Origin of the sequence: Pseudomonas sp. IT-P260, from assembly GCF_949768395.1 — a bacterium.
Lineage (GTDB): Bacteria > Pseudomonadota > Gammaproteobacteria > Pseudomonadales > Pseudomonadaceae > Aquipseudomonas > Aquipseudomonas parakoreensis.
The window spans coordinates 12705-39039 of sequence record NZ_CATKPO010000005.1; the positions used below are offsets into that span (position 1 = coordinate 12705).

General features: G+C 60.3%; 20 protein-coding genes. 13 read left to right on the plus strand and 7 right to left on the minus strand.

The genetic code is table 11. The features are described from left to right. The first annotated feature begins 39 nt into the window (after positions 1-39). The 5 genes from clpP to ACM6HV_RS03915 all read left to right on the plus strand — a co-directional run bounded on the left by clpP (position 40) and on the right by ACM6HV_RS03915 (position 7160). On the plus strand, positions 40-675 hold the full coding sequence (gene clpP / locus ACM6HV_RS03895) for an ATP-dependent Clp endopeptidase proteolytic subunit ClpP (protein WP_007951559.1): 636 nt from the start codon (positions 40-42) through the stop codon (positions 673-675). A gap of 112 nt (positions 676-787) precedes the next feature. After that, on the plus strand, positions 788-2071 hold the full coding sequence (clpX, locus tag ACM6HV_RS03900; protein WP_003223632.1) for an ATP-dependent Clp protease ATP-binding subunit ClpX: 1284 nt from the start codon (positions 788-790) through the stop codon (positions 2069-2071). Positions 2072-2234: 163 nt separating this feature from the next. Beyond that, entirely contained in the window at positions 2235-4631 is a 2397-nt protein-coding gene (lon, locus tag ACM6HV_RS03905; protein ID WP_414903554.1) for an endopeptidase La, read from the plus strand. 148 nt (positions 4632-4779) lie between these two features. After that, positions 4780-5052 (plus strand): HU family DNA-binding protein, encoded by a 273-nt coding sequence (locus ACM6HV_RS03910; RefSeq protein WP_008077714.1) that lies wholly within the window; start codon positions 4780-4782, stop codon positions 5050-5052. Between the two features lie 236 nt (positions 5053-5288). After that, entirely contained in the window at positions 5289-7160 is a 1872-nt protein-coding gene (locus ACM6HV_RS03915; protein WP_047291588.1) for a SurA N-terminal domain-containing protein, read from the plus strand. Between the two features lie 604 nt (positions 7161-7764). Here the strand turns inward: ACM6HV_RS03915 and ACM6HV_RS03920 are convergent. After that, positions 7765-8967, minus strand: coding sequence for an MFS transporter (locus tag ACM6HV_RS03920; RefSeq protein ID WP_414903555.1), 1203 nt, complete (start codon positions 8965-8967; stop codon positions 7765-7767). A 120-nt stretch (positions 8968-9087) separates the two neighbouring features. On the opposite strand from ACM6HV_RS03920, the gene ACM6HV_RS03925 reads away from it, so the two are divergent. Both ACM6HV_RS03925 and ACM6HV_RS03930 read left to right on the plus strand, forming a co-directional pair. After that, entirely contained in the window at positions 9088-9987 is a 900-nt protein-coding gene (locus ACM6HV_RS03925; protein ID WP_414903556.1) for a LysR family transcriptional regulator, read from the plus strand. A 91-nt stretch (positions 9988-10078) separates the two neighbouring features. Beyond that, entirely contained in the window at positions 10079-10966 is an 888-nt protein-coding gene (locus ACM6HV_RS03930) for a DUF2242 domain-containing protein (protein WP_414903557.1), read from the plus strand. 325 nt (positions 10967-11291) lie between these two features. Here ACM6HV_RS03930 and ACM6HV_RS03935 read toward each other — a convergent pair whose 3' ends face one another. After that, on the minus strand, positions 11292-12332 hold the full coding sequence (locus ACM6HV_RS03935; RefSeq protein WP_414903558.1) for an AraC family transcriptional regulator: 1041 nt from the start codon (positions 12330-12332) through the stop codon (positions 11292-11294). 3 nt (positions 12333-12335) lie between these two features. Continuing rightward, positions 12336-13466 (minus strand): nitrilase-related carbon-nitrogen hydrolase, encoded by a 1131-nt coding sequence (locus ACM6HV_RS03940; protein WP_414903559.1) that lies wholly within the window; start codon positions 13464-13466, stop codon positions 12336-12338. Between the two features lie 206 nt (positions 13467-13672). On the opposite strand from ACM6HV_RS03940, the gene ACM6HV_RS03945 reads away from it, so the two are divergent. Both ACM6HV_RS03945 and ACM6HV_RS03950 read left to right on the plus strand, forming a co-directional pair. Then, on the plus strand, positions 13673-15712 hold the full coding sequence (locus tag ACM6HV_RS03945; protein ID WP_414903560.1) for an FAD-dependent oxidoreductase: 2040 nt from the start codon (positions 13673-13675) through the stop codon (positions 15710-15712). A 227-nt stretch (positions 15713-15939) separates the two neighbouring features. Beyond that, positions 15940-16863: a 1-aminocyclopropane-1-carboxylate deaminase/D-cysteine desulfhydrase gene (locus ACM6HV_RS03950; RefSeq protein WP_414903561.1), complete on the plus strand. Its 924-nt coding sequence runs from the start codon at positions 15940-15942 to the stop codon at positions 16861-16863. Positions 16864-17021: 158 nt separating this feature from the next. Here ACM6HV_RS03950 and ACM6HV_RS03955 read toward each other — a convergent pair whose 3' ends face one another. Beyond that, complete coding sequence (locus ACM6HV_RS03955) at positions 17022-17576, minus strand: cytochrome b (protein ID WP_108182278.1); 555 nt, start codon at positions 17574-17576, stop codon at positions 17022-17024. A gap of 313 nt (positions 17577-17889) precedes the next feature. On the opposite strand from ACM6HV_RS03955, the gene ACM6HV_RS03960 reads away from it, so the two are divergent. Further along, the gene (locus ACM6HV_RS03960; RefSeq protein WP_414903562.1) at positions 17890-18543 is read left to right on the plus strand and encodes a hypothetical protein; all 654 of its coding nucleotides are present in this window, start codon (positions 17890-17892) and stop codon (positions 18541-18543) included. A 123-nt stretch (positions 18544-18666) separates the two neighbouring features. On the opposite strand, the gene phnX is transcribed toward ACM6HV_RS03960, so the two are convergent. After that, positions 18667-19494, minus strand: coding sequence for a phosphonoacetaldehyde hydrolase (gene phnX / locus ACM6HV_RS03965; protein WP_414903563.1), 828 nt, complete (start codon positions 19492-19494; stop codon positions 18667-18669). 146 nt (positions 19495-19640) lie between these two features. Continuing rightward, the gene (locus ACM6HV_RS03970; RefSeq protein WP_222015256.1) at positions 19641-20750 is read right to left on the minus strand and encodes a 2-aminoethylphosphonate--pyruvate transaminase; all 1110 of its coding nucleotides are present in this window, start codon (positions 20748-20750) and stop codon (positions 19641-19643) included. Between the two features lie 113 nt (positions 20751-20863). Between ACM6HV_RS03970 and ACM6HV_RS03975 the strand changes: the two genes are divergently transcribed. Beyond that, positions 20864-21724 carry a LysR substrate-binding domain-containing protein gene (locus ACM6HV_RS03975; protein ID WP_182401076.1) on the plus strand — a complete coding sequence of 287 codons (861 nt, stop codon included), beginning with the start codon at positions 20864-20866 and terminating at the stop codon, positions 21722-21724. Positions 21725-21821: 97 nt separating this feature from the next. Here ACM6HV_RS03975 and ACM6HV_RS03980 read toward each other — a convergent pair whose 3' ends face one another. Next, entirely contained in the window at positions 21822-22694 is an 873-nt protein-coding gene (locus ACM6HV_RS03980) for a LysR family transcriptional regulator (protein WP_414903564.1), read from the minus strand. A gap of 269 nt (positions 22695-22963) precedes the next feature. Here ACM6HV_RS03980 and ACM6HV_RS03985 point away from each other — a divergent pair, with 269 nt between their 5' ends. Further along, complete coding sequence (locus ACM6HV_RS03985) at positions 22964-24289, plus strand: MFS transporter (RefSeq protein ID WP_145596562.1); 1326 nt, start codon at positions 22964-22966, stop codon at positions 24287-24289. Positions 24290-24360: 71 nt separating this feature from the next. After that, positions 24361-25752 carry an FAD-dependent oxidoreductase gene (locus tag ACM6HV_RS03990; RefSeq protein ID WP_414903565.1) on the plus strand — a complete coding sequence of 464 codons (1392 nt, stop codon included), beginning with the start codon at positions 24361-24363 and terminating at the stop codon, positions 25750-25752. Positions 25753-26335 lie beyond the last annotated feature (583 nt).

The following is a 26335-nucleotide window of genomic DNA, read 5'->3' on the forward strand; positions in this document are numbered from 1 at the left end:
CGTATTCAAGACATAACTATTTGGGAGTGACTGCAGAGCATGTTCCGTAATTCGTATATTCAGCAGAACTCTGATATCCAGGCCGCCGGCGGCCTGGTCCCGATGGTTGTCGAGCAATCTGCTCGTGGCGAGCGCGCCTATGACATCTACTCGCGCCTTCTGAAGGAGCGCGTAATCTTTCTGGTGGGTCCTGTAGAGGACTACATGGCCAACCTGATCTGTGCGCAATTGCTGTTCCTTGAAGCGGAAAACCCGGACAAGGACATCCATCTCTATATCAACTCCCCGGGCGGTTCGGTGACAGCGGGCATGTCGATCTACGACACCATGCAGTTCATCAAGCCAAACGTATCGACGACGTGCATTGGTCAGGCGTGCAGCATGGGTGCATTCCTGCTGACGGCCGGTGCTCCAGGCAAGCGGTTCTGCCTGCCGAATTCGCGTGTGATGATTCACCAGCCGCTGGGCGGTTTCCAGGGCCAGGCCTCGGATATCGAAATCCATGCCAAGGAAATCCTCTTCATCCGCGAGCGTCTGAACACGCTGATGGCCAAGCACAGCGGTCGTACGCTTGAAGAAATCGAGCGCGATACCAACCGCGACAACTTCATGAGTGCAGAAGCTGCGAAGGAATACGGTCTGATCGACGAAGTCATCAACCAGCGTCCTGCGTAAAATAAGCAGCTCAAAATAAGGTGGGTCGGCAGGTCCGACCACCAGCGGGCTTGAAAAAGCCCGCAATAGCCTTCATCTTGTGTTGCAAGCCTATCGGATTTGGATCGAACGAATGACTGACACCCGCAACGGCGAGGACAACGGCAAGCTGCTCTATTGCTCCTTCTGTGGCAAAAGCCAGCATGAAGTACGCAAATTGATTGCCGGCCCCTCGGTCTTTATCTGCGACGAGTGCGTCGACTTGTGCAATGACATCATCCGCGAGGAGGTGCAGGAAGCACAGGCCGAAAGCAGCGCGCATAAATTGCCTTCGCCTAAAGAAATCAGCGGCATCCTTGACCAGTATGTAATCGGTCAGGAGCGTGCGAAAAAGGTTCTGGCCGTAGCGGTGTACAACCACTACAAGCGTCTGAACCAGCGTGACAAGAAGGCTGACGACGTCGAACTCGGCAAGAGCAACATCCTGCTGATCGGCCCGACAGGCTCTGGTAAAACCCTGCTGGCCGAAACACTGGCCCGCCTGCTGAACGTTCCGTTCACCATCGCCGACGCCACCACCCTCACCGAGGCTGGCTACGTAGGTGAAGATGTCGAGAACATCATTCAGAAACTGCTGCAAAAGTGTGATTACGACGTGGAAAAGGCCCAGATGGGCATTGTCTACATCGACGAAATCGACAAGATTTCCCGCAAGTCCGACAACCCGTCGATCACCCGCGATGTTTCGGGTGAAGGCGTGCAACAGGCCTTGCTCAAGTTGATCGAAGGCACGGTTGCTTCCGTTCCGCCGCAAGGTGGCCGCAAGCATCCGCAGCAGGAATTCCTGCAGGTCGACACCCGTAACATCCTGTTCATCTGCGGTGGTGCGTTCTCCGGTCTGGAAAAGGTTATTCAAAACCGCTCCACCAAGGGCGGCATCGGGTTCAACGCAGAAGTGCGCAGCAAGGAAGAAGGCAAGAAAGTCGGTGAATCCCTGCGTGAAGTCGAGCCTGACGATCTGGTCAAGTTCGGTTTGATCCCGGAATTCGTCGGTCGTCTGCCGGTGCTTGCGACGCTGGACGAGCTCGACGAGGCTGCGCTGATGCAGATCCTCACCGAGCCGAAAAATGCTCTGACCAAGCAGTATGCCAAGCTGTTCGAGATGGAAGGCGTGGATCTGGAATTCCGGACCGACGCACTGAAATCGGTCGCCAAGCGTGCTCTGGAGCGTAAAACCGGTGCCCGTGGCCTGCGGTCGATTCTCGAAGGTGTGCTGCTCGACACGATGTACGAAATCCCTTCGCAGTCTGAAGTGAGCAAAGTCGTCATCGATGAAAGCGTGATTGAAGGCAAGTCCAAGCCACTGTATATCTACGAAAACAGTGAGCCGACGGCCAAGGCAGCGCCGGACGCGTAAGTGTCCATACTGCCGGAACAAAGAAGGGGCCTTCGGGCCTCTTTTTTTTTATGTCGTTTTTTACATCCGCTTTGCGCTTGTTTTTTTTCAAGGCAGCCCCCATCTTGGTTTCAAGCTTAATTCCATCTGATTACGGCCATATGGCCGCCGTAGAGGCGAAATCATGAAGACAACCATCGAATTGCCTCTCCTGCCATTGCGTGATGTCGTGGTTTATCCGCACATGGTTATCCCGCTGTTCGTGGGGCGCGAGAAATCCATCGAAGCCCTCGAGGCCGCGATGACGGGCGACAAGCAGATCCTGCTGCTGGCCCAGAGAAACCCGGCTGACGATGATCCCGGTGAAGACGCTCTCTATCGCGTAGGTACGATTGCAACGGTGCTGCAGCTGCTGAAGCTGCCAGACGGCACCGTCAAGGTTCTGGTCGAAGGTGAGCAGCGCGGTGCTGTAGAGCGCTTCAGCGAAGTCGACGGGCATTGCCGTGCCGAAGTCTCGCTGATCGACGAAGTCGACGCCGCCGAGCGCGAATCGGAAGTTTTCGTGCGCAGCCTGCTGTCGCAGTTCGAACAATATGTGCAGTTGGGCAAGAAAGTCCCGGCTGAAGTCCTGTCGTCGCTCAACAGCATTGATGAGCCGGGGCGTCTGGTCGACACCATGGCCGCGCACATGGCGCTGAAAATCGAGCAGAAGCAGGAAATCCTCGAAATCATCGACCTGTCAGCCCGTGTCGAGCACGTGCTCGCCTTGCTGGATGCTGAGATCGATCTGCTGCAAGTCGAAAAACGCATTCGCGGCCGCGTCAAAAAGCAAATGGAGCGCAGCCAGCGCGAGTACTACCTGAATGAGCAGATGAAAGCCATTCAGAAAGAGCTGGGTGACGGTGACGAAGGTCACAACGAAATCGAAGAGCTGAAAAAGCGCATCGATGCGGCCGGCCTGCCGAAGGATGCCCTGGCCAAAGCCACTGCCGAGCTGAACAAGCTCAAGCAGATGTCGCCGATGTCCGCTGAAGCCACCGTGGTGCGCTCCTACATCGACTGGCTGGTGCAGGTGCCGTGGAAGGCGCAGAGCAAGGTACGCCTCGACCTGGCGCGTGCGGAAGACATTCTCGATGCCGATCATTACGGCCTTGAAGAGGTCAAGGAACGCATCCTTGAATACCTCGCCGTGCAAAAACGTGTGAAGAAGATCCGTGGCCCGGTGTTGTGCCTGGTCGGTCCTCCTGGCGTGGGTAAAACCTCGCTGGCGGAGTCGATTGCACACGCCACTAACCGCAAATTCGTGCGGATGGCCCTGGGTGGCGTGCGTGACGAGGCGGAAATTCGTGGTCATCGCCGGACTTACATCGGTTCGATGCCGGGAAGATTGATTCAAAAGATGACAAAAGTGGGCGTGCGCAACCCGCTGTTCCTGCTCGATGAAATCGACAAAATGGGCAGCGACATGCGCGGCGACCCGGCGTCGGCGTTGCTGGAAGTGCTCGATCCGGAGCAGAACCACAACTTCAACGATCACTACCTGGAAGTCGATTACGACTTGTCCGATGTGATGTTCCTGTGCACCTCGAACTCGATGAACATCCCGCCAGCACTGCTGGACCGGATGGAAGTCATTCGTCTGCCGGGTTACACCGAAGACGAAAAGATCAACATCGCCGTCAAGTACCTGTCGCCGAAGCAGGTCGCCGCCAACGGTCTGAAGAAGGGTGAGCTGGAGTTCGACGAGGAAGCGATCCGCGACATCATCCGTTACTACACCCGGGAAGCCGGTGTGCGTGGCCTCGAACGTCAGATCGCCAAGGTCTGCCGCAAGGCTGTGAAAGAGCATGCGCTGGAAAAACGCTTCTCGGTAAAAGTGACAGCTGATCTGCTGGAGCATTTCCTGGGTGTACGTAAATTCCGCTACGGTCTGGCCGAGCAGCAGGATCAGATCGGTCAGGTGACTGGCCTGGCGTGGACGCAGGTGGGCGGCGAATTGCTGACCATCGAAGCGGCTGTGGTTCCGGGCAAAGGTCAACTGATCAAGACCGGTTCGTTGGGCGATGTAATGGTCGAATCGATCACTGCAGCCCTGACTGTTGTGCGCAGCCGTGCCAAGAGTCTGGGCATTCCGCTGGACTTCCACGAGAAGCGCGACACCCACATTCACATGCCGGAAGGCGCGACGCCGAAAGACGGTCCAAGCGCGGGTGTAGGCATGTGCACGGCATTGGTATCGGCATTGACCGGGATTCCGGTGCGCGCCGATGTCGCCATGACTGGCGAAATCACCCTGCGTGGTCAAGTGCTGGCAATCGGTGGTCTGAAGGAAAAACTGCTCGCCGCTCACCGCGGTGGAATCAAGATTGTGATTATTCCGGAAGAGAACGTGCGCGATCTGAAGGAGATTCCTGACAATATCAAGCAGGATCTGCAGATTAAACCGGTTAAATGGATTGACGAGGTCCTGCAAATTGCGCTGCAATACGCGCCGGAGCCCTTGCCGGATGTGGCTCCGGAGATAGTTTCCAAGGACGAAAAACGTGAGTCTGATTCAAAGGAAAGAATTAGCACGCATTAATACGTTTTTGCCTGGGGGGCTTCCTTGACAGCTTTTTAGAGCCCTTGTTATAAAGCGGCTCTTAAGTGTCTGTAGGCCATTCAGCACTCGTTTTTGCTTTCACCAAAAAACTTAGAATCATCTCAAAATAGATATAAGGGGACTTAGAGTGAACAAGTCGGAACTGATTGATGCTATCGCTGCATCCGCTGATATCCCGAAAGCTGCTGCTGGCCGTGCGCTGGACGCTGTTATCGAATCCGTCACTGGCGCTCTGAAGGCCGGCGACTCCGTTGTTCTGGTTGGTTTCGGCACTTTCTCCGTGACTGATCGTCCAGCTCGCGTTGGTCGTAACCCACAGACCGGCAAGACGCTGCAAATCGCTGCTGCTAAAAAGCCAGGTTTCAAAGCCGGTAAAGCACTGAAAGAAGCTGTTAACTAAGTTAGTTTGTTTCAGGTTTTTACCCATCCGGGTCGGGGTCATGCCTGACTTGGCAGCGGAGCGGTAGAGCAGGTCGCTGGAACAGCTGCCTGTAACGCCGGGATCGAGGGTTCGAGCCCTGTCCGCTCCGCCAGTTACGAGAAGGCGCATCCTCGGATGCGCCTTTCTTCTATCCGGATTCTACCCACGCTCCACGGTTGCCAAATTTTTGAAGTTCAACCGTTTCTGGGGGACGCATGCTGCAGAATATCAGGGACAATTCACAAGGCTGGATTGCCAAGACCATTATCGGGGTCATCGTTGCACTGATGGCTCTGACCGGTTTCGACGCTATTTTCAAGGCCACGACGCACACCAACGATGCGGCCAAGGTCAATGGTGAAGAAATCAGCCAGAACGAGCTGAGCCAGGCCGTTGACATGCAACGCCGTCAGCTGATGCAACAGCTGGGCAAGGATTTCGATGCTTCCTTGCTTGACGAAAAAATGCTCCGCGAGTCGGCTCTCAAGGGGCTGATCGATCGCAAGCTGCTGTTGCAAGGCGCAGAACAATCGAAATTCGCTTTCTCCGAAGGTGCACTGGATCAGGTGATCCTGCAGACCCCTGAATTCCAGGTGGACGGCAAGTTCAGCTCCGAGCGCTTTGATCAGGTGATCCGTCAACTGGGCTATACCCGCATGCAATTCCGCCAGATGCTGGCTCAGGAAATGCTGATCGGTCAGTTGCGTGCCGGTGTTGCCGGCAGCGGTTTCGTCACCGACGCTGAAGTGCTGGCATTCGCCCGTCTGGAAAAGCAGACCCGCGATTTCGCTTCGCTGAACGTCAAGGCCGATCCGGCCGCGGTCAAGCTGACCGACGATGAGGTCAAGGCTTACTACGACGAGCACGCCAAGGAGTTCATGACCCCTGAGCAAGTGGTCGTCGATTATGTCGAGCTGAAGAAGTCTTCGTTCTTCGACCAGGTTGCGGTCAAGGACGAAGACCTGCAGGCGGCGTATCAGAAAGAGATCGCCAACCTGTCGGAACAGCGTCGTGCGGCGCACATCCTGATCGAAGTCAACGACAAGACCACCGACGCTCAGGCCAAGGCCAAGATCGAAGAAGTCCAGGCGCGTCTGGCCAAGGGCGAAAAATTCGAAGCGCTGGCCAAGGAGTTCTCGCAGGATCCGGGTTCGGCCAACAATGGCGGTGATCTCGGTTTCGCCGGTCCTGGTGTCTATGACCCAGCCTTCGAAAAAGCCCTGTACGCGTTGAACAAGGATCAGGTGTCCGAGCCGGTGCGTACCGACTTCGGTTACCACCTGATCAAGCTGCTGGGTGTTGAAGCGCCGGAAGTTCCGACCCTGGCCAGCCTGAAAGACAAGCTGACCCGCGAGCTGAAGACTCAACAGGTCGAGCAGCGTTTTGTCGAGGCGACCAAGCAACTGGAAGACTCGGCGTTCGAAGCGTCTGACCTGGCCCAGCCAGCGGCAGATCTGAAACTGACTGTGCACACCTCCAAGCCGTTCGGCCGTGAAGGTGGCGAAGGCATTGCGGCCAACCGTGCTGTGGTGAGCGCTGCATTCAGCCAGGAAGTGCTGGAAGAAAACGCCAACAGCACCGGCATCGAGCTGGACCCGGAAACCGTGGTCGTGCTGCGTGCCAAAGAACACCTGAAGCCTGAGCAGTTGCCTCTGGAAGCCGTCAATACGGCGATTCGCGCGCAGTTGACCAAAGAGCATGCCAGTGCTGCGGCCAAGACCAAGGCTGACCAGCTGATCGCCAGTCTGCGCGATGGCAAGACTCCGCTGGACAAGGCTGTCGAGGGGCAGAACTGGAAGGTTGTCACGGCGGCCACTCGCGCTCAGGAAGGGGTTGATCCGACTGTGCTGCAGGCGTTGTTCCGTATGCCGAAACCGGCGGCCAAGGGCAAGCCGACGTTCAGCAGCGTGACCTTGCAGGACGGTAGCCTGATGATCGTGCGCCTGGACGGTGTGAATGAAGCAGTAGCGCCGACTGATGAAGAGAAGGCGCAGTACCGTCGTTTCCTGGCTTCGCGTGAAGGTCAGCAGGATTTCGCGGCGTTCCGTAAGCAGTTGGAGAGTCAGGCGGACATCAAGCGGTATTGATGGTTGACTGAGTGGTAACTGGAAAGCCCCGATCTTATGGTCGGGGTTTTTTTTGGGGCTTGGGTTTTGAGCTTGGCGGCCTTCGGGCCGACCATGCTCTTGTGGATTGGGTGAATATCCGTTGCTTCGGGTGTGGCTTCTGGCGGTCTCGCTCTTACAGCGAGTCACCTTTTCCAGACGCCGAAAAGGTAACCCAAAAGGCTTGGCCCCGGCGTTCGGCCCTCGCCGTGGCTCGGGTGCCTTCGTTACGGGATTCATCCGGGGGCATCGCCTCCGGTTTGCTTCGCTGCACCTCCTCTCGATGTGTTTGGCTTCGCCAAACGTCGCTGCGCTCCTTCCCCCGGATAAACCCCTCCACTCAGCCTGCCGATGGGGCTGGCACGGCAAGATCAAGAGCTGCAGCCGAGCTAACGCTCATCCTGTGTAGGAGTTGCCGAAGGCTCGGGCCGCGTTCGGACGATCTTTTGATCTTGTGGGAGCTGGCTTGCCAGCGATGGCGGCCTGACAGGCGACCAATCTCTGCCTGCCCACCTCAATCCCTGTGGGAGCGAGCCTGCTCGCGAAGGCGGTCGATCGGTCAACCAATCCGCGACAGGCAAACCCATCACCTCACCCCCGCGAACCCATGACCTCGCGCAATGAGCGCCGCATACAAGGTCAAAACCAGCAACCCCACAACAATCCACGGAAAACCCCCAACCCCCAGACTCCCCAGCAGCAAACCACCCGCCAAACCACCCCCGGCAATCCCGACATTCCACAGGGTCACCAGCATCGACTGCGCCGTATCGGCAGCCTCTCCAGCGGTTTTCGCCGAGGCAGTCTGCAGCAGCGAAGGCATCGCACCAAACGCCAGGCCCCACACGGCGACGGCGAGGTAGACCACGGTCGCCGATTCCCGCCACAGGCCCAAGGCGATGGCGGAGAGCATGAACAGCAGCGTGCTGATCAGCATCAGTTCGCGCAGCCAGTGATCGATCAGGCTGCCGACGATCCACAGGCTCAGCACTGAGGCCAGGCCGAACACCAGCAGCACCCGGTCGATATCGCTGGCCAGTCCCGACGGTTGCAGGAATGGCGCGATGTAGGTGTACAGCAGGTTGTGGGCGATCACGTAGGTCAAGGTCACGAACAACACCGAGCGTACGCCAGGCAGGGTGAAGACCTGACGCAGAGGCAGGCGTTTTCCTGTGTGTTCTCCGGCAAAGTCCGGCACTTGCCAGCGCACCCAGATCACCAGCAACAGCGTCAGCGCAGTCATGATGGCGAAGCTCAGGCGCCAGCCGACCAGCGTGCCGAGTAGCGTGCCGGCCGGGATGCCCAGCGAGAGTGCCAGCGGCGCGCCAAGCATGGCGACGGTGATCGCGCGGCCTTGCAGGTGTGGGGCAACCATGCGGCTGGCGTAGCCTGCCAGCAACGCCCACAGCAGCCCGGCAAATATCCCGGCGAGCAAGCGTGCGGTCAAAGTCAGCCAGTACCATTCCGACACGGCGGTGATGCTGTTGGCGATGGCGAAGCCGCCGATAGCTGACAGCAGCAATGGCCGACGACGCCAGCTGCGGGTGACGATGGTCAGCGGGATGGCGGCGAGCATCGAGCCAATCGCGTACAGGGTGACCAGTTGCCCGATCAGTGCCTGGGAGACATTCAGCCCCGCGCTCATTTGTGGCAGCAGGCCGGCGGGCATGGCTTCGGTCAGCACCGTGATGAAACCGGCGGTGGCCAGGGCCAGCAGGGCGCCGAGGGGCAATCGTTCGGGGGTGTCGACTGGCTGAGTGAGGGCCGAGGTCAGTTGTGCGTCGTTCATGAGTCAGCGTCCATGTGCCGAAGTGGGTGAAGGCCATAGGCTAGGGCGCTGCGCATTGGAGAAAAATGGGTTACGGTTCCGAACATATCGGACATGGATGTCGTGAATTGGAGGGGTGGAATGGACAGTCTGGGCAGTATTTCGGTGTTTGTTCAAGTCGCCGAGACCCGCAGTTTTACCGAGGCTGGGCGGCTGCAGGGCGTGTCGGCTTCAGCGGTGGGCAAAAGTATCGCCCGGCTGGAGGCGCGATTGGGCGTGCGGCTGTTTCATCGCACCACCCGCAGCATCACCCTGACCAGCGAGGGCGCGCTGTTTCTTGCACGCTGTCGCAAAATTCTTGCCGAGGTGGAAGCCGCCGAGTTCGAACTCTGCGATTCCGCATCACAACCCCATGGCAAACTGCGCATCAGCCTGCCGCAGGTGCACGGGCTGGTAATGCCGGTGATGAATGAGTTCATGGCGCTGTACCCGCAGATCGAGCTGGATCTGGACCTGACCGATCGCATGGTCGACGTGGTCGAGGAGGGCTTTGATGCGGTGATTCGTACCGGTCAACCACGAGATTCACGGCTGATGGCGCGGCCCTTGGGCGAGTTTCACATGGTGCTGGTGGCGAGCCCGTTGTATCTGCGGGAGCACGGCGTGCCGCAAATCCCCGCCGATCTGGCGGAGCACGCCTGCTTGCGGCACACCTTTCATGCCACTGGCAAGCTGGAGCCATGGCCATTGATTGGCGAGGAGGGCGCGCCGGAGCCGAGCTTGCCGGCGCGGCTGGTCACCACCTCCATCGAAGCCGTCAATCATGCGGCCCTGGCAGGGATGGGTATCGCCTGCCTGCCGGATTTCATGACCCATGAGGATGTGGCGCAGGGGCGCTTGCAGCGAGTGCTGGATGCGCATCTGCAACATGTCGGTCAGTTCTGGGTGTTGTGGCCGTCCAGCCGCCATGCCACGGCCAAATTGCGCGTCTTCATCGATCACTTGGCGCTGCGACTTTTTCCGGTAAACAAGGGTCAATAGGGTTGTAACGGCTTTAAGACACAATCCATGCGCCGCAGGGCCAAGTTCTGTTGCACAATACGCCCCGGACTGTTTTTCCTCAGGATGTTCAATGTTGATTTCAATTCCCATGCGTGTCTTTGGGTTGGCGCTGTTGTTGACCGCTGTCGCTGGCTGTTCGAAGGACAAGCCGATCTATGAGCATGAGAACTTCGATGATTCCGGCACGTTCTCGCGCAATTATCCGGTGGCCGACACTGCGAGTTGCGAGGCGGCCCGTCGTGCGTTGCTCAGCCAGGGCTACATCATCACCAGCAGTGACCCGAAACTGGTCAGTGGCCACAAGAGTTTCCAGCAGACCGGGGAAACCCACCTGGAAATCAGTTTCAACGTGGTGTGTACCGAAGACGGCAGTTCCAAACACCATGCCACGGTGTTCGCCAATGCCTTGCAGGATCGCTACGCGTTGAAGAAGACCAACAACTCTGCCAGCCTCGGGGTCGGCGTGTTGGGTTCGGTGTCGATGCCGATCGGCTCGTCCGATGATTCGATGGTCAAGGTGGCCAGTGAGACCGTGACGTCGCAGAAGTTCTACGAGCGTTTCTTCACCCTGGTTGAGCTGTTTTTGCCAGCCGATGCGAAGAAAGCCGCGCACATCGAAGAAAAACCCAAGACTGATCTGGGTGTCCCGGAGCCGAAGCCTGCGGCTGTAGCGCCGACAACACCTGCCCCGGCAGTCGAGACAGCGCCAGCGCCACCGCCAGCCGGCATTGTCGAGCCAGCCCAGACCATGACGCCGGCCACTCCGGCGGTGACGCCTGCGCCGGCCACGGTTGCTCCGACGCCAGCGGGTTCCGAACCTGTGGTGCCGCCTGCGGAGTCCGCGCCGATCACCCCGGCACCGAGTGCAGATCCTGCACCGGCTGCCGAAACGATCACGCCGCCGGCCAACCCGACCAATATCCCGCCGCCATCGGAGCCGATTCCGGCGATGCAGTGAGCCGCGCGGGGCTCTGCTGTGGGAGCGGGGGGGCCCGCTCCCACATTTGTGTTGTGGCGCACTCAAATTCCGTTACATTCCCCCGACAAAATTCCAGCGATAAATTCCTGACCACCTGCTACGTTTTATTCATGAAGGCGGGGTGTCACTTTCCCTTCATACGGGCACGATACGCTCGAGGCACTGGTCACTTGACCGGGCTGTTTTTTTAGCGGGCAGTAGGGGGATGAGACGATGGACGATTATCAAGAAGAACTGCTCGAATACCACGCGTATGAACTCGATCAGCCAGAACCGGCCGAAGACGCCACCGAGTTGTAAGGCGTCAGGCGGTTTTGCGGTGACTGCGGCGAAACTCGCCGGGGGTCTGGCCGCTCCAGCGTTTGAAGGCGCGTTGAAACGCCTCGGCTGAAGCAAAGCCCAGCAGATAGGCGATCTCGCCGAACGCCAGTTCGGTGTCGCGGATGTAGGTCATTGCCAGGTCGCGGCGGGTGTCGTTGAGTATGGCGCGAAACTGTGTGCCTTCCTCGGCCAGTTTGCGCCGCAAGGTCCAGGTCGGCAGCTTCAGGCGCGCCGCCACTTCTTCCAGGTCGGGTTCCCGGCCACCATTGAGCAACGGCCCCAACAGCTGAGTGATGCGTTCGCGCAGGCTGCGGGTGCGGGTCAATTGCTCCAGTTCCCGTTCACACAACACAAGCAAGTGTTTCCAGGTGCTTGGGCAGTGTTCCGGGTTGCGCAAAGCGAGGCTGGCGAGGCTCAAGCGCAGTTGATTGCGTTCGGCGCCGAACTGGATCGGGCAATCGCCCAGCACGCTGTAGGCGTCGCGATAGTCCGGCGCGTCAAATTCGATGTCGATGCGCTCGGCGCGCAAAGGCTCGCGGCTGACGCTGGACAGCTGATGCAGCCAGCCGGCGATGATCGAATCCACCACAAAGCGGTTATAAGCGTTGTACGGGCTGATCGAATAGAAGCGCAGCCACGCGCCATGGGCATCCTCGTGAAAGCTCGACTGCCCGCGATAGTTGGAACCGTACAGTGGCTCGAAACGGATCAGGCAGCGGGCCGCTTCGCGCACGGTCGGTGCCTGTGCAGCGGTGACCCCGGCGAGCCCGGCCTGACTCAAGCGGCTGAGTTGGCCCATGCTCAGGCCCAGCGCCGGATCGCCGGTCAACTGGATCGCGCTGTGCCCCAGCCGCATGTAACGCGGGATCGACAGTCGCGCGCCGGCTTCGGCCAATCGCGCGGCATCCAGGCCATATTGTTCGAGCAGCGGTTGCGGCTCGACGCCGTGGCTGCGCACGGCATCAGCCAGGCTGTGCACGAAGCCTACCGACAGATCCCCAAGGCGCATCGGCAGCGGTTTCATGGCTTACAACCAGATGTTCAGCAGACGCGCGCCACGGGCTTCGCCATCGGCGAATTGCTGGCCGTTGCTGCTGAGGAAGCTTTGCCCCGAGCCGGGCTTGTCCCAGAACTGCCCACGCAGGAACACGCTCATGCCGGCGATCGCACGGCTGCTCGGCGGCTGTGCGGTGAGCGTCAGGCGATGCCAGGCCTGACCTTCACTGATTTCCCCGGGCTTGAGGCTGACCGACCCCGGTGTACTTGAGCCCTTATAACCGGCCCACGGCTGATTCCACGCACCGTGACCCACGACGAAGGCCGGCACCGCTACCAGTTGCGCGCCTTGTTCGTCGAGTTGGCGATAGTTGTCCGGGTACCAGCTGTCGCTGCCGATCAGCACGCCCAGGCGTCCGGCCGGCGTGTCGACCACGTTGATCGTGTGGGCGTCTTCGCCCTCGATTACATCGCGCTGTTCGAAGATCGGGTGCATCTGCCGCTGGGGCTGGCCCAGCGGAACACCATCACGGCCAAACACCACGCTACTGTTGAACAGCGCGCCGCTACCGGGCTTGAGCTGGCCATCACGAATGCTGGGTTCGGGCAGGACGATGGAGCCGGCCACCAGCGTCACGTGGAATTCCTTGGCCAGCCCACCAAACAGTGCCTGGTAATCCTTGGCCATGGCTTTGGACTTCATCCGCAAGTGCGCGTCGTCGAGGCGATTGTCGCCCTTGGCAGTAAGCCAGGCGCGGGCGAACAGCAACGGATTGCTCGCCGCCAGCCAATTCATCGCTTCGACAAGGGTCGGCGCCTGATACAGCTCGTCTTTCTCGCCGCTGATCATCAGCCAGGTACCGACATGCTCGGGCAGCACCACCACGGTTTTTTCGTTCAGCAGCCCCTGATCCTGCGCTTGCTGCAGATAAGCCGCGAGTTTGCGGTGCAGGCGCTCCGGGCTTTGGTAGTCGGTGGGGAACAGTTCCGGCTGGATACCCAGCAAGTTGCCACGGTCGCCGGGCGTGCCCTGATCGACTGCCAGTTTGATGCGCAGATCCGACAGGTAATGTCCCGCCGGCCGGTCCGCCGCCCACATGGCGTAGGTGGTGAGGGCGGCAACGATGGCCATGGAGAAAAACAGGTACAGAAGTTTGCGCATGAAAACCAACAACAACCGGATACAGGGTGTGGCGACTAGGGTAGGGCGCATGCCTGCGCTTGCCAAGGGGCGCTGCGCATTTGGATCAATAAGTTGTCAGTTTCGGTCATTGAGTGACAGCAGTGCGACTCTTAGTCTGTCGAACATGACTGACGGGGGACGCAGAGCTCCCGCAATTTCCGTGATCGCTCGTTGTGGAGTTACCGATGACCGCCGCTCATTACCCGCACCTGTTGGCCCCGCTGGACCTGGGATTCACCACGCTGCGCAACCGCACCCTGATGGGCTCGATGCACACTGGCCTTGAAGAGAAACCGGGTGGCTTCGAACGCATGGCCGCGTACTTCGCCGAACGTGCTCGTGGCGGCGTCGGCCTGATGGTCACCGGCGGTATCGGCCCGAACGACGAGGGTGGCGTGTACTCCGGCGCAGCCAAGCTGACCACCGAGGAAGAAGCGCTCAAGCACCGCGTCGTCACCCGCGCGGTGCACGAGGCGGGTGGCAAGATCTGCATGCAGATCCTTCACGCCGGGCGTTATGCCTACAGTCCGAAACAGGTTGCGCCAAGCGCGATTCAGGCGCCGATCAACCCGTTCAAGCCCAAAGAACTGGACGAGGAGGGCATCGAAAAGCAGATCAGCGACTTCGTCACCTGCTCGGTACTGGCGCAGACGGCCGAGTACGATGGCGTGGAAATCATGGGCTCGGAAGGTTACTTCATTAACCAGTTCCTCGCCGCGCACACCAACCACCGTACCGACCGCTGGGGTGGCAGCTACGAAAACCGCATGCGTCTGCCGGTGGAAATCGTCCGTCGGGTGCGTGAAGCGGTCGGCCCGAACTTCATCATCATTTTCCGTTTGTCGATGCTCGATCTGGTCGAGGGCGGCAGCACCTGGGAAGAGATCGTGACCCTGGCCAAAGCCATCGAGCAGGCCGGCGCGACCCTCATCAACACCGGCATCGGCTGGCACGAAGCGCGGATCCCGACCATCGCCACCAAGGTGCCGCGCGCGGCGTTCAGCAAGGTCACCGCCAAGCTGCGCGGGTCGGTGAACATTCCGCTGATCACCACCAACCGTATCAACACCCCGGAAATCGCCGAGCAGATCCTCGCCGAAGGCGATGCCGACATGGTCTCGATGGCGCGGCCGTTCCTCGCCGATCCGGACTTCGTCAACAAGGCCGCTGAAGGCCGTGCCGACGAAATCAACACCTGCATCGGTTGCAACCAGGCGTGCCTCGATCACACCTTTGGCGGCAAGCTCACCAGTTGCCTGGTCAATCCGCGTGCCTGCCATGAAACCGAGCTCAACTATCTGCCGGTACAGCAGATCAAGAAGATCGCTGTGGTCGGTGCCGGTCCTGCCGGTCTGTCCGCCGCGACCGTGGCCGCCGAGCGCGGACATCAGGTGACGTTATTCGATTCGGCCAGCGAAATTGGCGGCCAGTTCAACATCGCCAAGCGGGTGCCGGGCAAGGAAGAGTTCTTCGAAACCCTGCGCTACTTCAAGCGCAAGCTGCAGACGACGAATGTCGAGGTGTGCCTGAACACCCGCGTCGACGTGGCGAAACTGGTTGAAGGTGGTTACGACGACATCATCCTCGCCACCGGCATCGCGCCGCGTGTGCCGGCAATTCCTGGCGTCGACAACGCCAAGGTGCTGAGTTACCTGGACGTGATCCTTGAGCGCAAACCGGTGGGCAAGCGCGTGGCGGTGATCGGCGCGGGCGGCATCGGTTTCGATGTCTCGGAATTCCTTGTGCACCAAGGCGTGGCCACCAGTCTGGATCGCACCGCGTTCTGGAAAGAGTGGGGCATCGACACGAACCTGGAAGCGCGCGGTGGCGTGGCCGGGATCAAGGCCGCGCCGCACGCACCGGCCCGTGAAGTGTTCCTGTTGCAGCGCAAGAAATCCAAGGTCGGTGATGGTCTGGGCAAGACCACCGGCTGGATTCACCGCACCGGTCTGAAGAACAAGCAGGTGCAGATGCTCAACAGCGTCGAATACCTGAAGATCGACGACGAAGGCCTGCACATCCGCATCGGCGAAACCGGCGAGCCGCAAGTGCTGGCGGTGGACAACATCGTGATCTGCGCCGGCCAGGATCCACTGCGGGACCTTCAGGAAGGTCTGGTCGCGGCGGGGCAGAACGTGCACCTGATCGGTGGTGCCGATGTCGCGGCTGAGCTGGATGCCAAGCGCGCGATCAACCAGGGTTCGCGCCTGGCGGCTGAGATCTAAGCCCCATCGTTTGACCTGTGGGAGCGAGCCTGCTCGCGAAAACGGAGTGTCAGCCAATACACATGTCGACTGACACGACGCCTTCGCGAGCAGGCTCGCTCCCACAGGGATTGTGTTGTTTACAGACGCAGTGAACAACATCGAACCAATGCAGGCGCGAGCCTGCTCGCGATGGCTGCTTATCAGCGACTAGAATGCGGGCCTCAGCCCAGAACGATCAGTCGCCCATGCTTCTTCCTCCCGCCCACTGGCTGCCCCAAGCCTCCCTCGAATTGCTTGAACTCGACTGGCTCACCCGCGCCGGAATCGAGGTCGCGATCCTGCGTCTGGACCAGATCGACCCGCTGATCAGCGGCAACAAATGGTTCAAACTCGTCGAGCATCTCAAGGCCGCCGACCGCGCTGGCGCGCAGGGCGTCATCAGCCTCGGTGGTGCGCATTCCAATCATCTGCATGCGCTCGCGGCGGCGGGCAAGCGTCTTGGCTTCGAAACGGTTGGCCTGTTGCGCGGCCATCCGCAACAAACGCCCACTGTGACGGACTTGAAAGCGTTCGGCATGCAGCTGCACTGGCTCGGTTACGGCGGCTATCGGGCGCGGCATGAACCGGGGTTCTGGGAGCCGTGGCGGGCGCAGTATCCAGATTTTCATGCGGTGCCGGAAGGCGGTGGCGGATTGGCGGGCGCATTGGGCTGCAAGGTGTTGAAGGAGCAGGTGATCGCGCAACTGGGCAACCTGGGCTGGAGCAATTATCACGGCTGGTGGCTGGCCTGCGGCACCGGGACGACGCTGGCAGGGCTGGTGCTCGTCGAGGCCGGTGCGCATCCGGTGTATGGCGCACTGGCGGTGCCCGAAGATCATGGCGTGGCGCCGCAGGTGGAGGCGATTATGCAGGAGGCAGGTGTCGCTGCTGCCGACTACGAGCTGCTCGACGCCAGTCGCGGTGGCTTCGCCAAGGTTGACACGCAGCTACTTGCATTCATCGAGAGCATTGAACGCTGTAGCGGTGTTGCGCTGGAGCCGCTGTACACCGGCAAGGCGTTGCTGGCGCTCAAGGAGCGGATCGAGGCGGGCGGATTCGCGTCAGGTACACGGTTGATCTTCGTGCACACGGGTGGGTTGCAAGGGCGGCGAGGATTCACCACAGGATGAATGAGTAACCCTGTGGTGAGGGGATTTATCCCCGATGGGCTGCGCAGCGGCCCCTCATTGAGCACGCATTGAGTCTGATCCACCGCGTGCACAGGTTCTGGGCCGCTTCGCAGCCCATCGGGGATGAATCCCCTCACCACAATGGTCAAAACCGGGCCTCAGCGTGGCGCGCGCTTGGGCATCATCCGCAACAAGGTGTTATCACCCACCACATAATGGTGATACAGCCCCGCGAGCGCATGCAGGCCGATCAGCCAATAGCCGATGTTGCCGATCAGTACGTGCCAGTGCTCCACCTGTTTGGCCAATGCCTTGTCTTCGTGGACCAGCAACGGCAGATCGAAGCCGTAGAACATCACTTGGTGCCCCTCGGCGCTGGTGATCAGCCAGCCGAGGATCGGCATGCTGATCATGAACAGGTACAACAGCCAGTGCATCACCCGCGCCAGCAGGGTTTGCCACTGCGGCGAGGCCGGGAAGATTTTCGGTGCCGGGCCGATGCTGCGGGCCACCAGGCGAAACCACACCAGCACGAACACGGTCAGGCCGAGCATGTAATGCACTTCACGAATCAGCGAGCGGCCGCCGCTGCCCTTGGGAAAGATCCCGCGCAACTCCATGCTGGCATAGACCAGGATCAACAGGATCAGCATCAGCCAATGCAGCAGCACGGACACGGTGCTGTAGCGCGATTCGGAACTTGTCCACGGCATACGGTATTCCTCTTGATTCAGGATTCCAGCGTGCCGTTTCTCCGACGGCATGCGTTAACTGTAAACGCCCTTGAGCATTTCTGCCTGAGCGCAGCAGAAGTTTTTTCATGTGCCTTGGTGTTGGTGCTTTTAGTGTCTGTGGCCTGATTTTAGTTGCTCGGGTGTAACCGGTTGTTGTTTATATTTTGAATCTGTAGTGAGTTTGATTGGCCGTGTTGAAGGGGTTAGTGTTGCGGTCAGTTGTTACTTTTAAGTTGGTTGATTTAACAAGTGGCGTATCAACGCCAGGGTATGTTCATAAAGGGATTTAAAGATGGCTTTCAGTATTCTTCTGGACCGTAAACAGACTAAAAACACTGTGAAAAAAGCGATGGCAAAACCACCGGTATCTCGACCGAAGCCCGTGCTCACCAAACCGCCAGTGAAGCCCCCCACCAAACCTGGGGTCAAGCCCCCCGTAGTACCGGTCAAGCCTGCCCCGGTCAAGCCGCCGGTCAACCCCCCCGCAAAACCATCGGTCAAACAGCCGGTAAAGCCTCCAGTCAAGCCGGTTTCGCCAGGCATCACTGCCCCCGTCAAGCCTGTATCGCCTGGGGGCAAGCCGCCCGTGAACGCCCGTCCGCCCATGCCTTGGCCTACTTTGAACATCAATATTGATCCCGTGGCACTGATCAATCTGGTGAACGCCTTGGGCAGTATTCGCAAGCCTGACGGGTCGACTACTTTAATCGATGGCAGCGTCGTCAATGCCGAGCAGGATAGAGTCACCCGACCGGACGGCATCATTCAACATGCTGACGGCAGGGTAGAACATCTCGATGGACGTATCGTCTGGCCGGATGAGACTGTTCAATATCCGGACGGTCGTGTCGTCTGGGCTGACGGCACCGAACTGTTCGCGGACGGTTCGGTTCGTAATGCGAGCGGATTGAAATATGACGCAGAGGGCAATCTTGTTGCTGAGTGATAGTTGCTGTTTAGATGTTGTTGGAGCGTCTGGGATTAATAAGCAGGTGTCGGGCTGAGCCTATAAAGTGAGTCAAATAAGAAACCGCCAGCTGTTTGTCAGCTGGCGGTTTCTTATACTGCTTTAACTGTTTTGCGGCATCTCGCCGTTGGCCAGACGCTTGTTGATGTCGGCAATCACTTCCGGCAGGTCGCTGATGGTGTCGATCATGTAGTGCGGACGGGAATCGGCGAACAATGCGTGGATGCGTTTGCGTTCGCTGGCCAGTTCGTCGCTGCCCAGCGCACGGTAGCCGGCGTAGTCCAGGCCCAGTGCGTTGCCCGAACAGATCAGCGCCACCGTCCACATCCCGGCGCGACGACCTTCGAGAATGCCCGGCACGGTGTCGTCGATCTTCACGCAGGCCGCGACGTCATCGATGCCCAGCGCAATCACGTTGGCCAGCGCCTGAGCCGGCCATGGGCGACCGTTCGGCACTTCGTCGGTGGCGACCACGTGGTCGGCAACGTAGCCGTTGGTGGCAGCCAGCGCCACGACCTTGTCCATCACCTGTTTCGGGTAACCGGAGCAGGAACCGATCTTGATCCCTTGCTGACGCAGGTGGGCGATGGTTTCCAGTGCGCCGGGAATCAGCGCCGAGTGTTCGGCGATCTTTTCTATCTGCAGCGGCATGAAGCGATTGTAGATGGCGGTCACGTCATCGTCGGTCGGGGTGCGGCCGAATGCTTTGCGATAGCGTTCGGCGACCTGCGGCTGATCGCACAGGGTGCGGATGTGGTCCCATTTGCCCATGCCCATCGGGCCACGGGCTTCGTCGATGGACACCTGAACGTCGAACTCGGCGAAGGCTTCGACGAAGATCTGCGTTGGCGCGAACGAGCCGAAATCGACCACGGTGCCGGCCCAGTCGAGGATCGCGGCTTGCAGCTTGCTTGGGTTTACGTAGTTCATGGCAATAAGAATCCTGTGTTGGCAATGCAATTCAAAACTGTGGGAGCGAGCCTGCTCGCGAAGGCGTCGTGTCAGTCGACATCAATGTTGAATGTGTGACCGTTTTCGCGAGCAGGCTCGCTCCCACAGGGGATTTGTGTTTGGGCTTAGATCTCCAGCACTTCCATTTCGCGCAGCACTTCGCCCACTGCCGCCACGGCCTGGCGCATTTCATCCGGGCTGACGTGGCCGATGCAGCCGACGCGGAAGGTTTCCACCTGGGTCAGCTTGCCGGGGTAGAGGATGTAACCCTTGGCCTTGACCCGTTCGTAGAAGTCCTTGAACTGGTAGCGCGGGTCTTGCGGGGCATGGAAGGTGGCGATGATCGGGGCCTGGATCGCCGCCGGCAGGAAGCTGCGCAGGCCGAGTTTGCCCATCTCGTCCATCAGTGCCTGACAGTTGGCGGCGTAGCGCGCATGGCGAGCGGGCAGGCCACCTTCTTCGTTGTATTGCAGCAACGCTTCGTGCAGCGCCGCGACCACGTGGGTCGGCGGGGTGAAACGCCATTGACCGGTCTTCTGCATATAGGTGTGCTGGTCATACAGGTCCATCGCCAGCGAGTGCGAGTTGCCAGCGGCTGCGGCCAGCGATTCCTTGCGAGCGAAGACAAAACCCATCCCTGGTACGCCTTCCAGGCACTTGCCCGAGGCGGCGATCAGAGCATCGAACGGGACTTTTTGCGCATCCACCGGCAGCGCACCGAACGAGCTCATGGCGTCGATGATCAGGCGCTTGCCGTGCTGCTGCACGACGTCAGCGATTTCCGGCAGCGGGTTGAGGATGCCGGTGCTGGTTTCGCAGTGGATCAGCGCGACATGGGTGATGTCGCCATCGGCGCGCAGCAGGCGGTCGACGTCGGCGGCGGTGGTCGGTTCGTCTTCGGCGGTTTCGAAGGTGCTGAACGAGCGGCCGAGCACTTCGCAGATTTTCGCCAGACGCTTGCCGTAGGCGCCGTTGATCAGCACCAGTACCTTGCCGTCACGTGGCACCAGGGTGCCGATGGCGGCTTCGACGGCAAAGGTGCCGCTGCCCTGCAATGGCACGCAATGGTGAGTGGCGGCGCCGTTGAGGATCGCCAGCAATTGCTCGCAGAGGCTGGCGGTCAGTTGATTGAAGCGGTCATCCCATGACCCCCAATCGACCAGCATTGCCTGGCGGGTGCGGGCCGAGGTGGTCAACGGGCCGGGAGTGAGCAGGATGGGTGCGGCAGTACTCATTCGTGTGTCCTCGCGATAGCGCTGTGGGATGAAGCTACGGGGCATACGTTGCAATTCGCCGAGTCATCAATCAAATTGTTTGTTGTTATGCCAGTCATCAGTGAGGGTTATCCATGAATCTGTTCCAACTGCGCGCTTTCGACGCCGTGGCCCGGGAAGGCAGCTTCACCCGCGCCGCCGCGCGCCTGTTCATCAGCCAGCCAGCGGTGACCGGGCACATCAAGGCGCTGGAGGAGCATTACCAGATCACTTTGTTGCGCCGCACCGCGCGCCGGGTGGAGCTGACCGAGGAGGGCACCAAACTGGCGGCGATCACCCGCGCCATGTTCGGCCTGGCCGAAGAAGCGCAGACCCTGCTCGAGGCCAACCGTCAGTTGCTCACCGGGCGTCTGGAAGTGGCGGCGGACGGTCCGCACATGGTCATGCCGATGCTTGCAAGCCTGCGCGCGCGGTATCCGGGGATCACGGTGAATCTGCGTCTGGGCAATGCCCAGGAAACCCTCGCCGCGCTGTTATCGGAACACGCGGACGTGGCGGTGCTGACCGAGGTCGAACCGCGCAAGGGCCTGCATCTGCAAGCCTTGAGCGAATCGCGGATCTGCGCGCTGGTGCCCGCCGGGCATGCGTGGGCGCAGCGTAGCGGCGAGGTGCGGCTCAAGGAGCTGGATCAGGTGATCATGGTGTTGCGCGAGCCGAGTTCGATCACCCGGCGCACCTTCGATCAGGCCTGCAATCAGGCGGCGGTGCATCCGCGAGTGTTGCTGGAGCTGGACAGTCGCGAGGCGGTGACCGAGGCGGTGGCGGCGGAGCTGGGGGTGGGCGTGGTGTCGTCGGTAGAGGTCAGTCATGACCCGCGGGTGGTGGCGCTGCCGATTGTCGGGGACGGGCTGGTGAACCGGCACATGATCGGCTGCATGGAGCGGCGGCGGGAGTTGCGCCTGATTCAGGCGTTCTTCGCTCTGGCGCCGGCCTGATACCCCGAGTTATGGCCCTTCGCGAGCAGGCTCGCTCCCACATTGGAATGCATTTCAACTGTGGGAGCGAGCCTGCTCGCGAAGGGGCCAGACCGGTTTACACCAGGCTCTCGCGCACCATATCGAGAAACGTTGCCACCACCCGCCGCGAACTCTGCTCGCGCAAGCACACCAGAGTCTCGGTCAAACGCCGGGTGCAGTCGGTGATCGGCAACGCACACACCCGCGAATCCGCGCCGAACTCTGCCGCTGAAACAACCCCCACACCAATTCCCACCACCACCGCCTCGCGCGCCGCTTCCCGGCCTTCGACCTGAATTGCCGGACGAATGCGAAACCCGGCGCCGGCCATTTCTTCTTCCAGGGTCTGCCGGGTCACCGAGCCGTGCTCGCGCAGCACCAGCGGCGTGTCATCCAGATCCGCCAGGCAGATCGACTCACGCTCTGCCCACGGATGATGGCGCGAAACGAACGCCACCATCGGGTCATTGCGCAGCGGCACGCACAGCAGACGTTCGTCGCTGACATCACGCCCGAGCAGCGCCAGATCGGCCTGATAGTTGAACAGGCGAAACAGCGATTCATCGGTGTTGCCGGTCTCGATCTTCACGCTGATCCCCGGGTAGCGCTCGCAGAACCGCGCAATCAGCGGCAGCACGTGTACCGGGGCATCCACCGCCAGAATCAAGCTGCCGGTCTGCAGCGCCTGAGATTCCTGCAGCAGCTCCTGGGCTTCAGCCTCAATCACAAACAGCCGCTGGGTGATCGCCAGCAGGCGCTCGCCCAGATCGGTCAGGCGCACCGAACGCTTGTTGCGATGAAACAGCAACACACCGAAGCGCTCTTCCAGTTTGCGCACTTGGTCGGAAATCGCCGGTTGCGTGAGAAAAAGCCGTTCGGCCGCTTTAGTGAAGCTTCCGTGTACAGCCACGGCGTGAAAGGCTTTGAGCTGGGCGTGGGACACCGACATGCAGCCTCCAATAACAAGCTGAGCTTATGTGTGAAATACGATAAATCGATTTTATTTATTAAACAGTAATTGCTTTGATCCGCTCACGCCATCGCTGACTGCCCGCTCGGACAGCAACGCTGGCGATGAGCCTGTGCGTGCAATAACAGGACTCATCTGACCGCTATCGCCATAGGGACGGGGCGCTGGCGCAGTGCTCAACAATAAAAAACACAGGCGTTTACTTAACGATTCTGCCGGCACACTCACACCCTGAGGTCAGAACCACAATGAACAAGCACATCGGCACCCTTGCGCGTTGGCGCATGCAGATTTTCGCTATCACCTGGCTCGCGTACGCCGCTTTCTACTTCACCCGCAAAGCGTTTTCCGTGGCCAAACTGGGCATCGCGGAAGACCCGACCTTCATGCTCGACAAGATGGCCATGGCCAACCTCGATGCGATCTATCTGGCGGCCTACGCCATCGGCCAATTCACCTGGGGCATGCTCGCCGACCGCTTCGGCCCAAGGGTCGTGGTGCTCGGCGGGCTGTTGATTTCCGCCGCGGCGGCGTTAGTGATGGGCAGTTTTGCCACGCTACCGATCTTCGCCACTTGCATGCTGATTCAGGGCCTGGCGCAGTCCACCGGCTGGTCGGGATTGTGCAAGAACCTCGGCAGTTTCTTCCCGGCGCAGCAGCGCGGGCGGGTGCTCGGATTGTGGAGCTCCTGCTATGCGTTCGGCGGTCTGGTAGCCTCGCCGTTCGCCGGCTGGTGGGCGTATACGCTGATCGGCACCTGGCACGCAGCGTTCATATCCAGCGCCGCGGTGGTCGCGGCGGTGGCGCTGTTGTTCTTCATTTTTCAGCGCAACAAACCGGAAGACGTCGGCCTGCCGGCCGTGGAGCCGGAGCCGGAACTCAGTGCAGAAGAAACCGAGGCCAACAGTAAGCTCAGCGTCTGGGAGCCGTTGAAGGAAATCCTGCGCAACCGCACGGTGCTGGTCTTGGGCCTGGCGTATTTCATGTTGAAACCGGCGCGTTACGCGATTCTGTTGTGGGGCCCGGTGATCGTCTTCGAGCAGATGCCGAGTGTCGGCAAGGTCGGCGCGGCAATCATTCCCACCTCGTTTGAACTGGCCGGTCTGCTCGGGCCGATCATGATCGGCCTGGCCTCGGACAAGCTGTTCGGCGCCCGGCGCATGCCGGCCTGTGTCCTCAGTCTGCTGGCCCTGACCGTGACCCTGGCGTTGTTCATGGGCGCGTTGCACACCGGCAGCGTGATGCTGGTGGTGGCGCTGCTGTTTGTCATGGGCCTGACCCTGTACGGACCGGATTCGATGATCAGCGGCGCCGCAGCCATCGACTTCGGCAAGGCCAAGGCCGGCGCCACGGCGGCCGGTTTCGTCAACGGTTGCGGTTCGGTTGGCGCGGTGCTCGGCGGATTGCTGCCGGGTTACTTCGATTCGGTGACGGTGTTCATTGTCTTCGCCGGCTGCGCCTTGTTCTCGGCGCTGGTGCTGATTCCGCACTGGAACAGCCGCCCGGTCGGGGTGATGGAACCGCGCGCGTCCATTCCCAATTGCCCGTTGACCATCAAACCCCTGCGTAACTGAAAACCCTTGCCTCGCGGCCTGCTGCGGTGCTCGCGGCAGGCTGTGTCGTGGCCATCTGACTGGAGAATCCCATGCGACCTTTTTGGCTCGAGCAAGCCTTGCAGGCCGACCCATCCCCGACGTGCCCGCCGCTGCAAGGTGAAGTGCGCACCGACGTGTGCATCGTCGGCGGTGGCTACACCGGGTTGTGGACGGCGATCATGCTCAAGCAGCAGAACCCTGAGCTCGACGTGCTGATGATCGAAGCCGACATCTGCGGCGCCGGTGCCAGTGGGCGCAACGGTGGTTGTGCGCTGTCGTGGTCGGCCAAGTATTTCACCCTCGAGCGCCTGTTCGGTGTCGAGGAGGCAGTGCGCCTGGTCAAGGAATCCGAGCGCAGTATCCACGCCATCGGCGAGTTCTGCGAACAGTACGGCGTCGATGCCGATTACCGCCTCGACGGCACGTTGTACACCGCCACCAACAAGGCGCAGGTCGGTTCGACCGACGCCGTGATCGCGGCGCTGGAGCGTAACGGCATCAACTCGTTCACCCAGCGGCCGGTGGCCGACGTACAGCGTATGGCCGGTTCCAGCCAACATCTGGAAGGCTGGTTCTCGCCGGCAGCCGCCAGTGTGCAACCGGGCAAACTGGTGCGCGGGTTGCGCCGGGTGGCGTTGCAACTGGGCGTGAAGATCCACGAAAACACCGCGATGACCGGTCTGGAAGAGGGCCGCCCGGCGCGAATCCACACCGCCCATGGTTGCGTGATTGCCGACCGCGTGGTGCTGGCGATGAACGCGTGGATGGCCCGTGCGTTCCCACAATTCGAACGCAGCGTGGCGATCGTTTCCAGCGACATGCTGATCACCGAACCGCGCCCGGATCTGCTGCAGGACATCGGTTTGACCAGTGGCGTCACTGTGCTCGACTCGCGGATTTTCGTGCACTACTACCACAACACGCCGGACGGACGGATCATGCTTGGCAAGGGTGGCAACACGTTTGCATTTGGCGGGCGGATGCTGCCGGTGTTCGATCAGCCATCGCCCTATGCGGATTTGCTCAAGCGCAGCCTTGGGGCGTTTTTTCCGGCGTTTTCCGAGGTCAAGGTGGATGCGACCTGGAACGGGCCGTCGGATCGTTCGGTGACCGGGTTGCCGTTTTTTGGGCAGATGAGTGCCAGTGGCAATGTGTTTTATGGTTTTGGTTATTCCGGCAGTGGCGTCGGGCCGTGTCACATGGGCGGGCAGATTCTTGCCTCGCTGGTGCAGGGGCTCGATAACCCGTGGACCCGTTCGCCCTTGGTGAACGGGCCGTTGGGGTATTTTCCGCCGGAGCCGATTCGGTATCTGGGGTCATTGATGGTGCGTAATGCGATTCGGCGCAAGGAGCGGGCTGAGGATCATGGGCGGCGGCCGCGGCATCTGGATGTGCGGTTGGCGAAGTTTGCGGCGGCGGCGGGGAAGGCTGACAAGGGGTGATTGGTGGCTGGCGAGCGCTGCGTTCTTTTGGGTTACCGAGTACATATCCGTTTCTGCGGTAACGGCTTCTTATGGTTTCGCTCTTACAGCGACTCACTTTTCCAGACGCCGAAAAGTAAGCAAAAGGCTTGGCCCCGGCGTTCGGCCCTCGCTTAGGCTCGGGTTCCTTCGTTGCGGGGTTCATCCGGGGGCATCGCCTCCGGTTTGCTTCGCTGCACCTCCTCTCGATGTGTTCGACTGCGTCGAACGGTCGCTGCGCTCCCACCCCCGGATAAACCCCTCCACTCAGCCTGCCGATGGGGCCGGCACGGCAAGATCAAGAGCTGCAGCCGAGCTAACGCTCATCCTGTTGAGTGGTGAAAAGCATGCGGTCTGACTGGACTGCTTTGCTTTTCTGTGGAAGCGAGTCTGCCAGCGAAGGCGGCCTGACAACCGACCAATTTCCAACTGAATACACTCATTCCCACTGTGGGAGCTGGCTTGCCAGCGATGGCGGCCTGACAGCCGACCAATTTCCAACTGAACACACCCAATCCACCTGTGGGAGCTGGCTTGCCAGCGAAGGCGGCCTGACAGCCGACCA

Coding starts and splice junctions, on each gene's coding strand:
- clpP (WP_007951559.1), top strand. CDS start 40: ATGTTCCGTAATTCGTATATTCAGCAGAACTCTGATATCCAGGCCGCC.
- clpX (WP_003223632.1), top strand. CDS start 788: ATGACTGACACCCGCAACGGCGAGGACAACGGCAAGCTGCTCTATTGC.
- lon (WP_414903554.1), top strand. CDS start 2,235: ATGAAGACAACCATCGAATTGCCTCTCCTGCCATTGCGTGATGTCGTG.
- ACM6HV_RS03915 (WP_047291588.1), top strand. CDS start 5,289: ATGCTGCAGAATATCAGGGACAATTCACAAGGCTGGATTGCCAAGACC.
- ACM6HV_RS03920 (WP_414903555.1), bottom strand. CDS start 8,967: ATGAACGACGCACAACTGACCTCGGCCCTCACTCAGCCAGTCGACACC.
- ACM6HV_RS03925 (WP_414903556.1), top strand. CDS start 9,088: ATGGACAGTCTGGGCAGTATTTCGGTGTTTGTTCAAGTCGCCGAGACC.
- ACM6HV_RS03930 (WP_414903557.1), top strand. CDS start 10,079: ATGTTGATTTCAATTCCCATGCGTGTCTTTGGGTTGGCGCTGTTGTTG.
- ACM6HV_RS03935 (WP_414903558.1), bottom strand. CDS start 12,332: ATGAAACCGCTGCCGATGCGCCTTGGGGATCTGTCGGTAGGCTTCGTG.
- ACM6HV_RS03940 (WP_414903559.1), bottom strand. CDS start 13,466: ATGCGCAAACTTCTGTACCTGTTTTTCTCCATGGCCATCGTTGCCGCC.
- ACM6HV_RS03945 (WP_414903560.1), top strand. CDS start 13,673: ATGACCGCCGCTCATTACCCGCACCTGTTGGCCCCGCTGGACCTGGGA.
- ACM6HV_RS03950 (WP_414903561.1), top strand. CDS start 15,940: ATGCTTCTTCCTCCCGCCCACTGGCTGCCCCAAGCCTCCCTCGAATTG.
- ACM6HV_RS03955 (WP_108182278.1), bottom strand. CDS start 17,576: ATGCCGTGGACAAGTTCCGAATCGCGCTACAGCACCGTGTCCGTGCTG.
- ACM6HV_RS03960 (WP_414903562.1), top strand. CDS start 17,890: ATGGCTTTCAGTATTCTTCTGGACCGTAAACAGACTAAAAACACTGTG.
- phnX (WP_414903563.1), bottom strand. CDS start 19,494: ATGAACTACGTAAACCCAAGCAAGCTGCAAGCCGCGATCCTCGACTGG.
- ACM6HV_RS03970 (WP_222015256.1), bottom strand. CDS start 20,750: ATGAGTACTGCCGCACCCATCCTGCTCACTCCCGGCCCGTTGACCACC.
- ACM6HV_RS03975 (WP_182401076.1), top strand. CDS start 20,864: ATGAATCTGTTCCAACTGCGCGCTTTCGACGCCGTGGCCCGGGAAGGC.
- ACM6HV_RS03980 (WP_414903564.1), bottom strand. CDS start 22,694: ATGTCGGTGTCCCACGCCCAGCTCAAAGCCTTTCACGCCGTGGCTGTA.
- ACM6HV_RS03985 (WP_145596562.1), top strand. CDS start 22,964: ATGAACAAGCACATCGGCACCCTTGCGCGTTGGCGCATGCAGATTTTC.
- ACM6HV_RS03990 (WP_414903565.1), top strand. CDS start 24,361: ATGCGACCTTTTTGGCTCGAGCAAGCCTTGCAGGCCGACCCATCCCCG.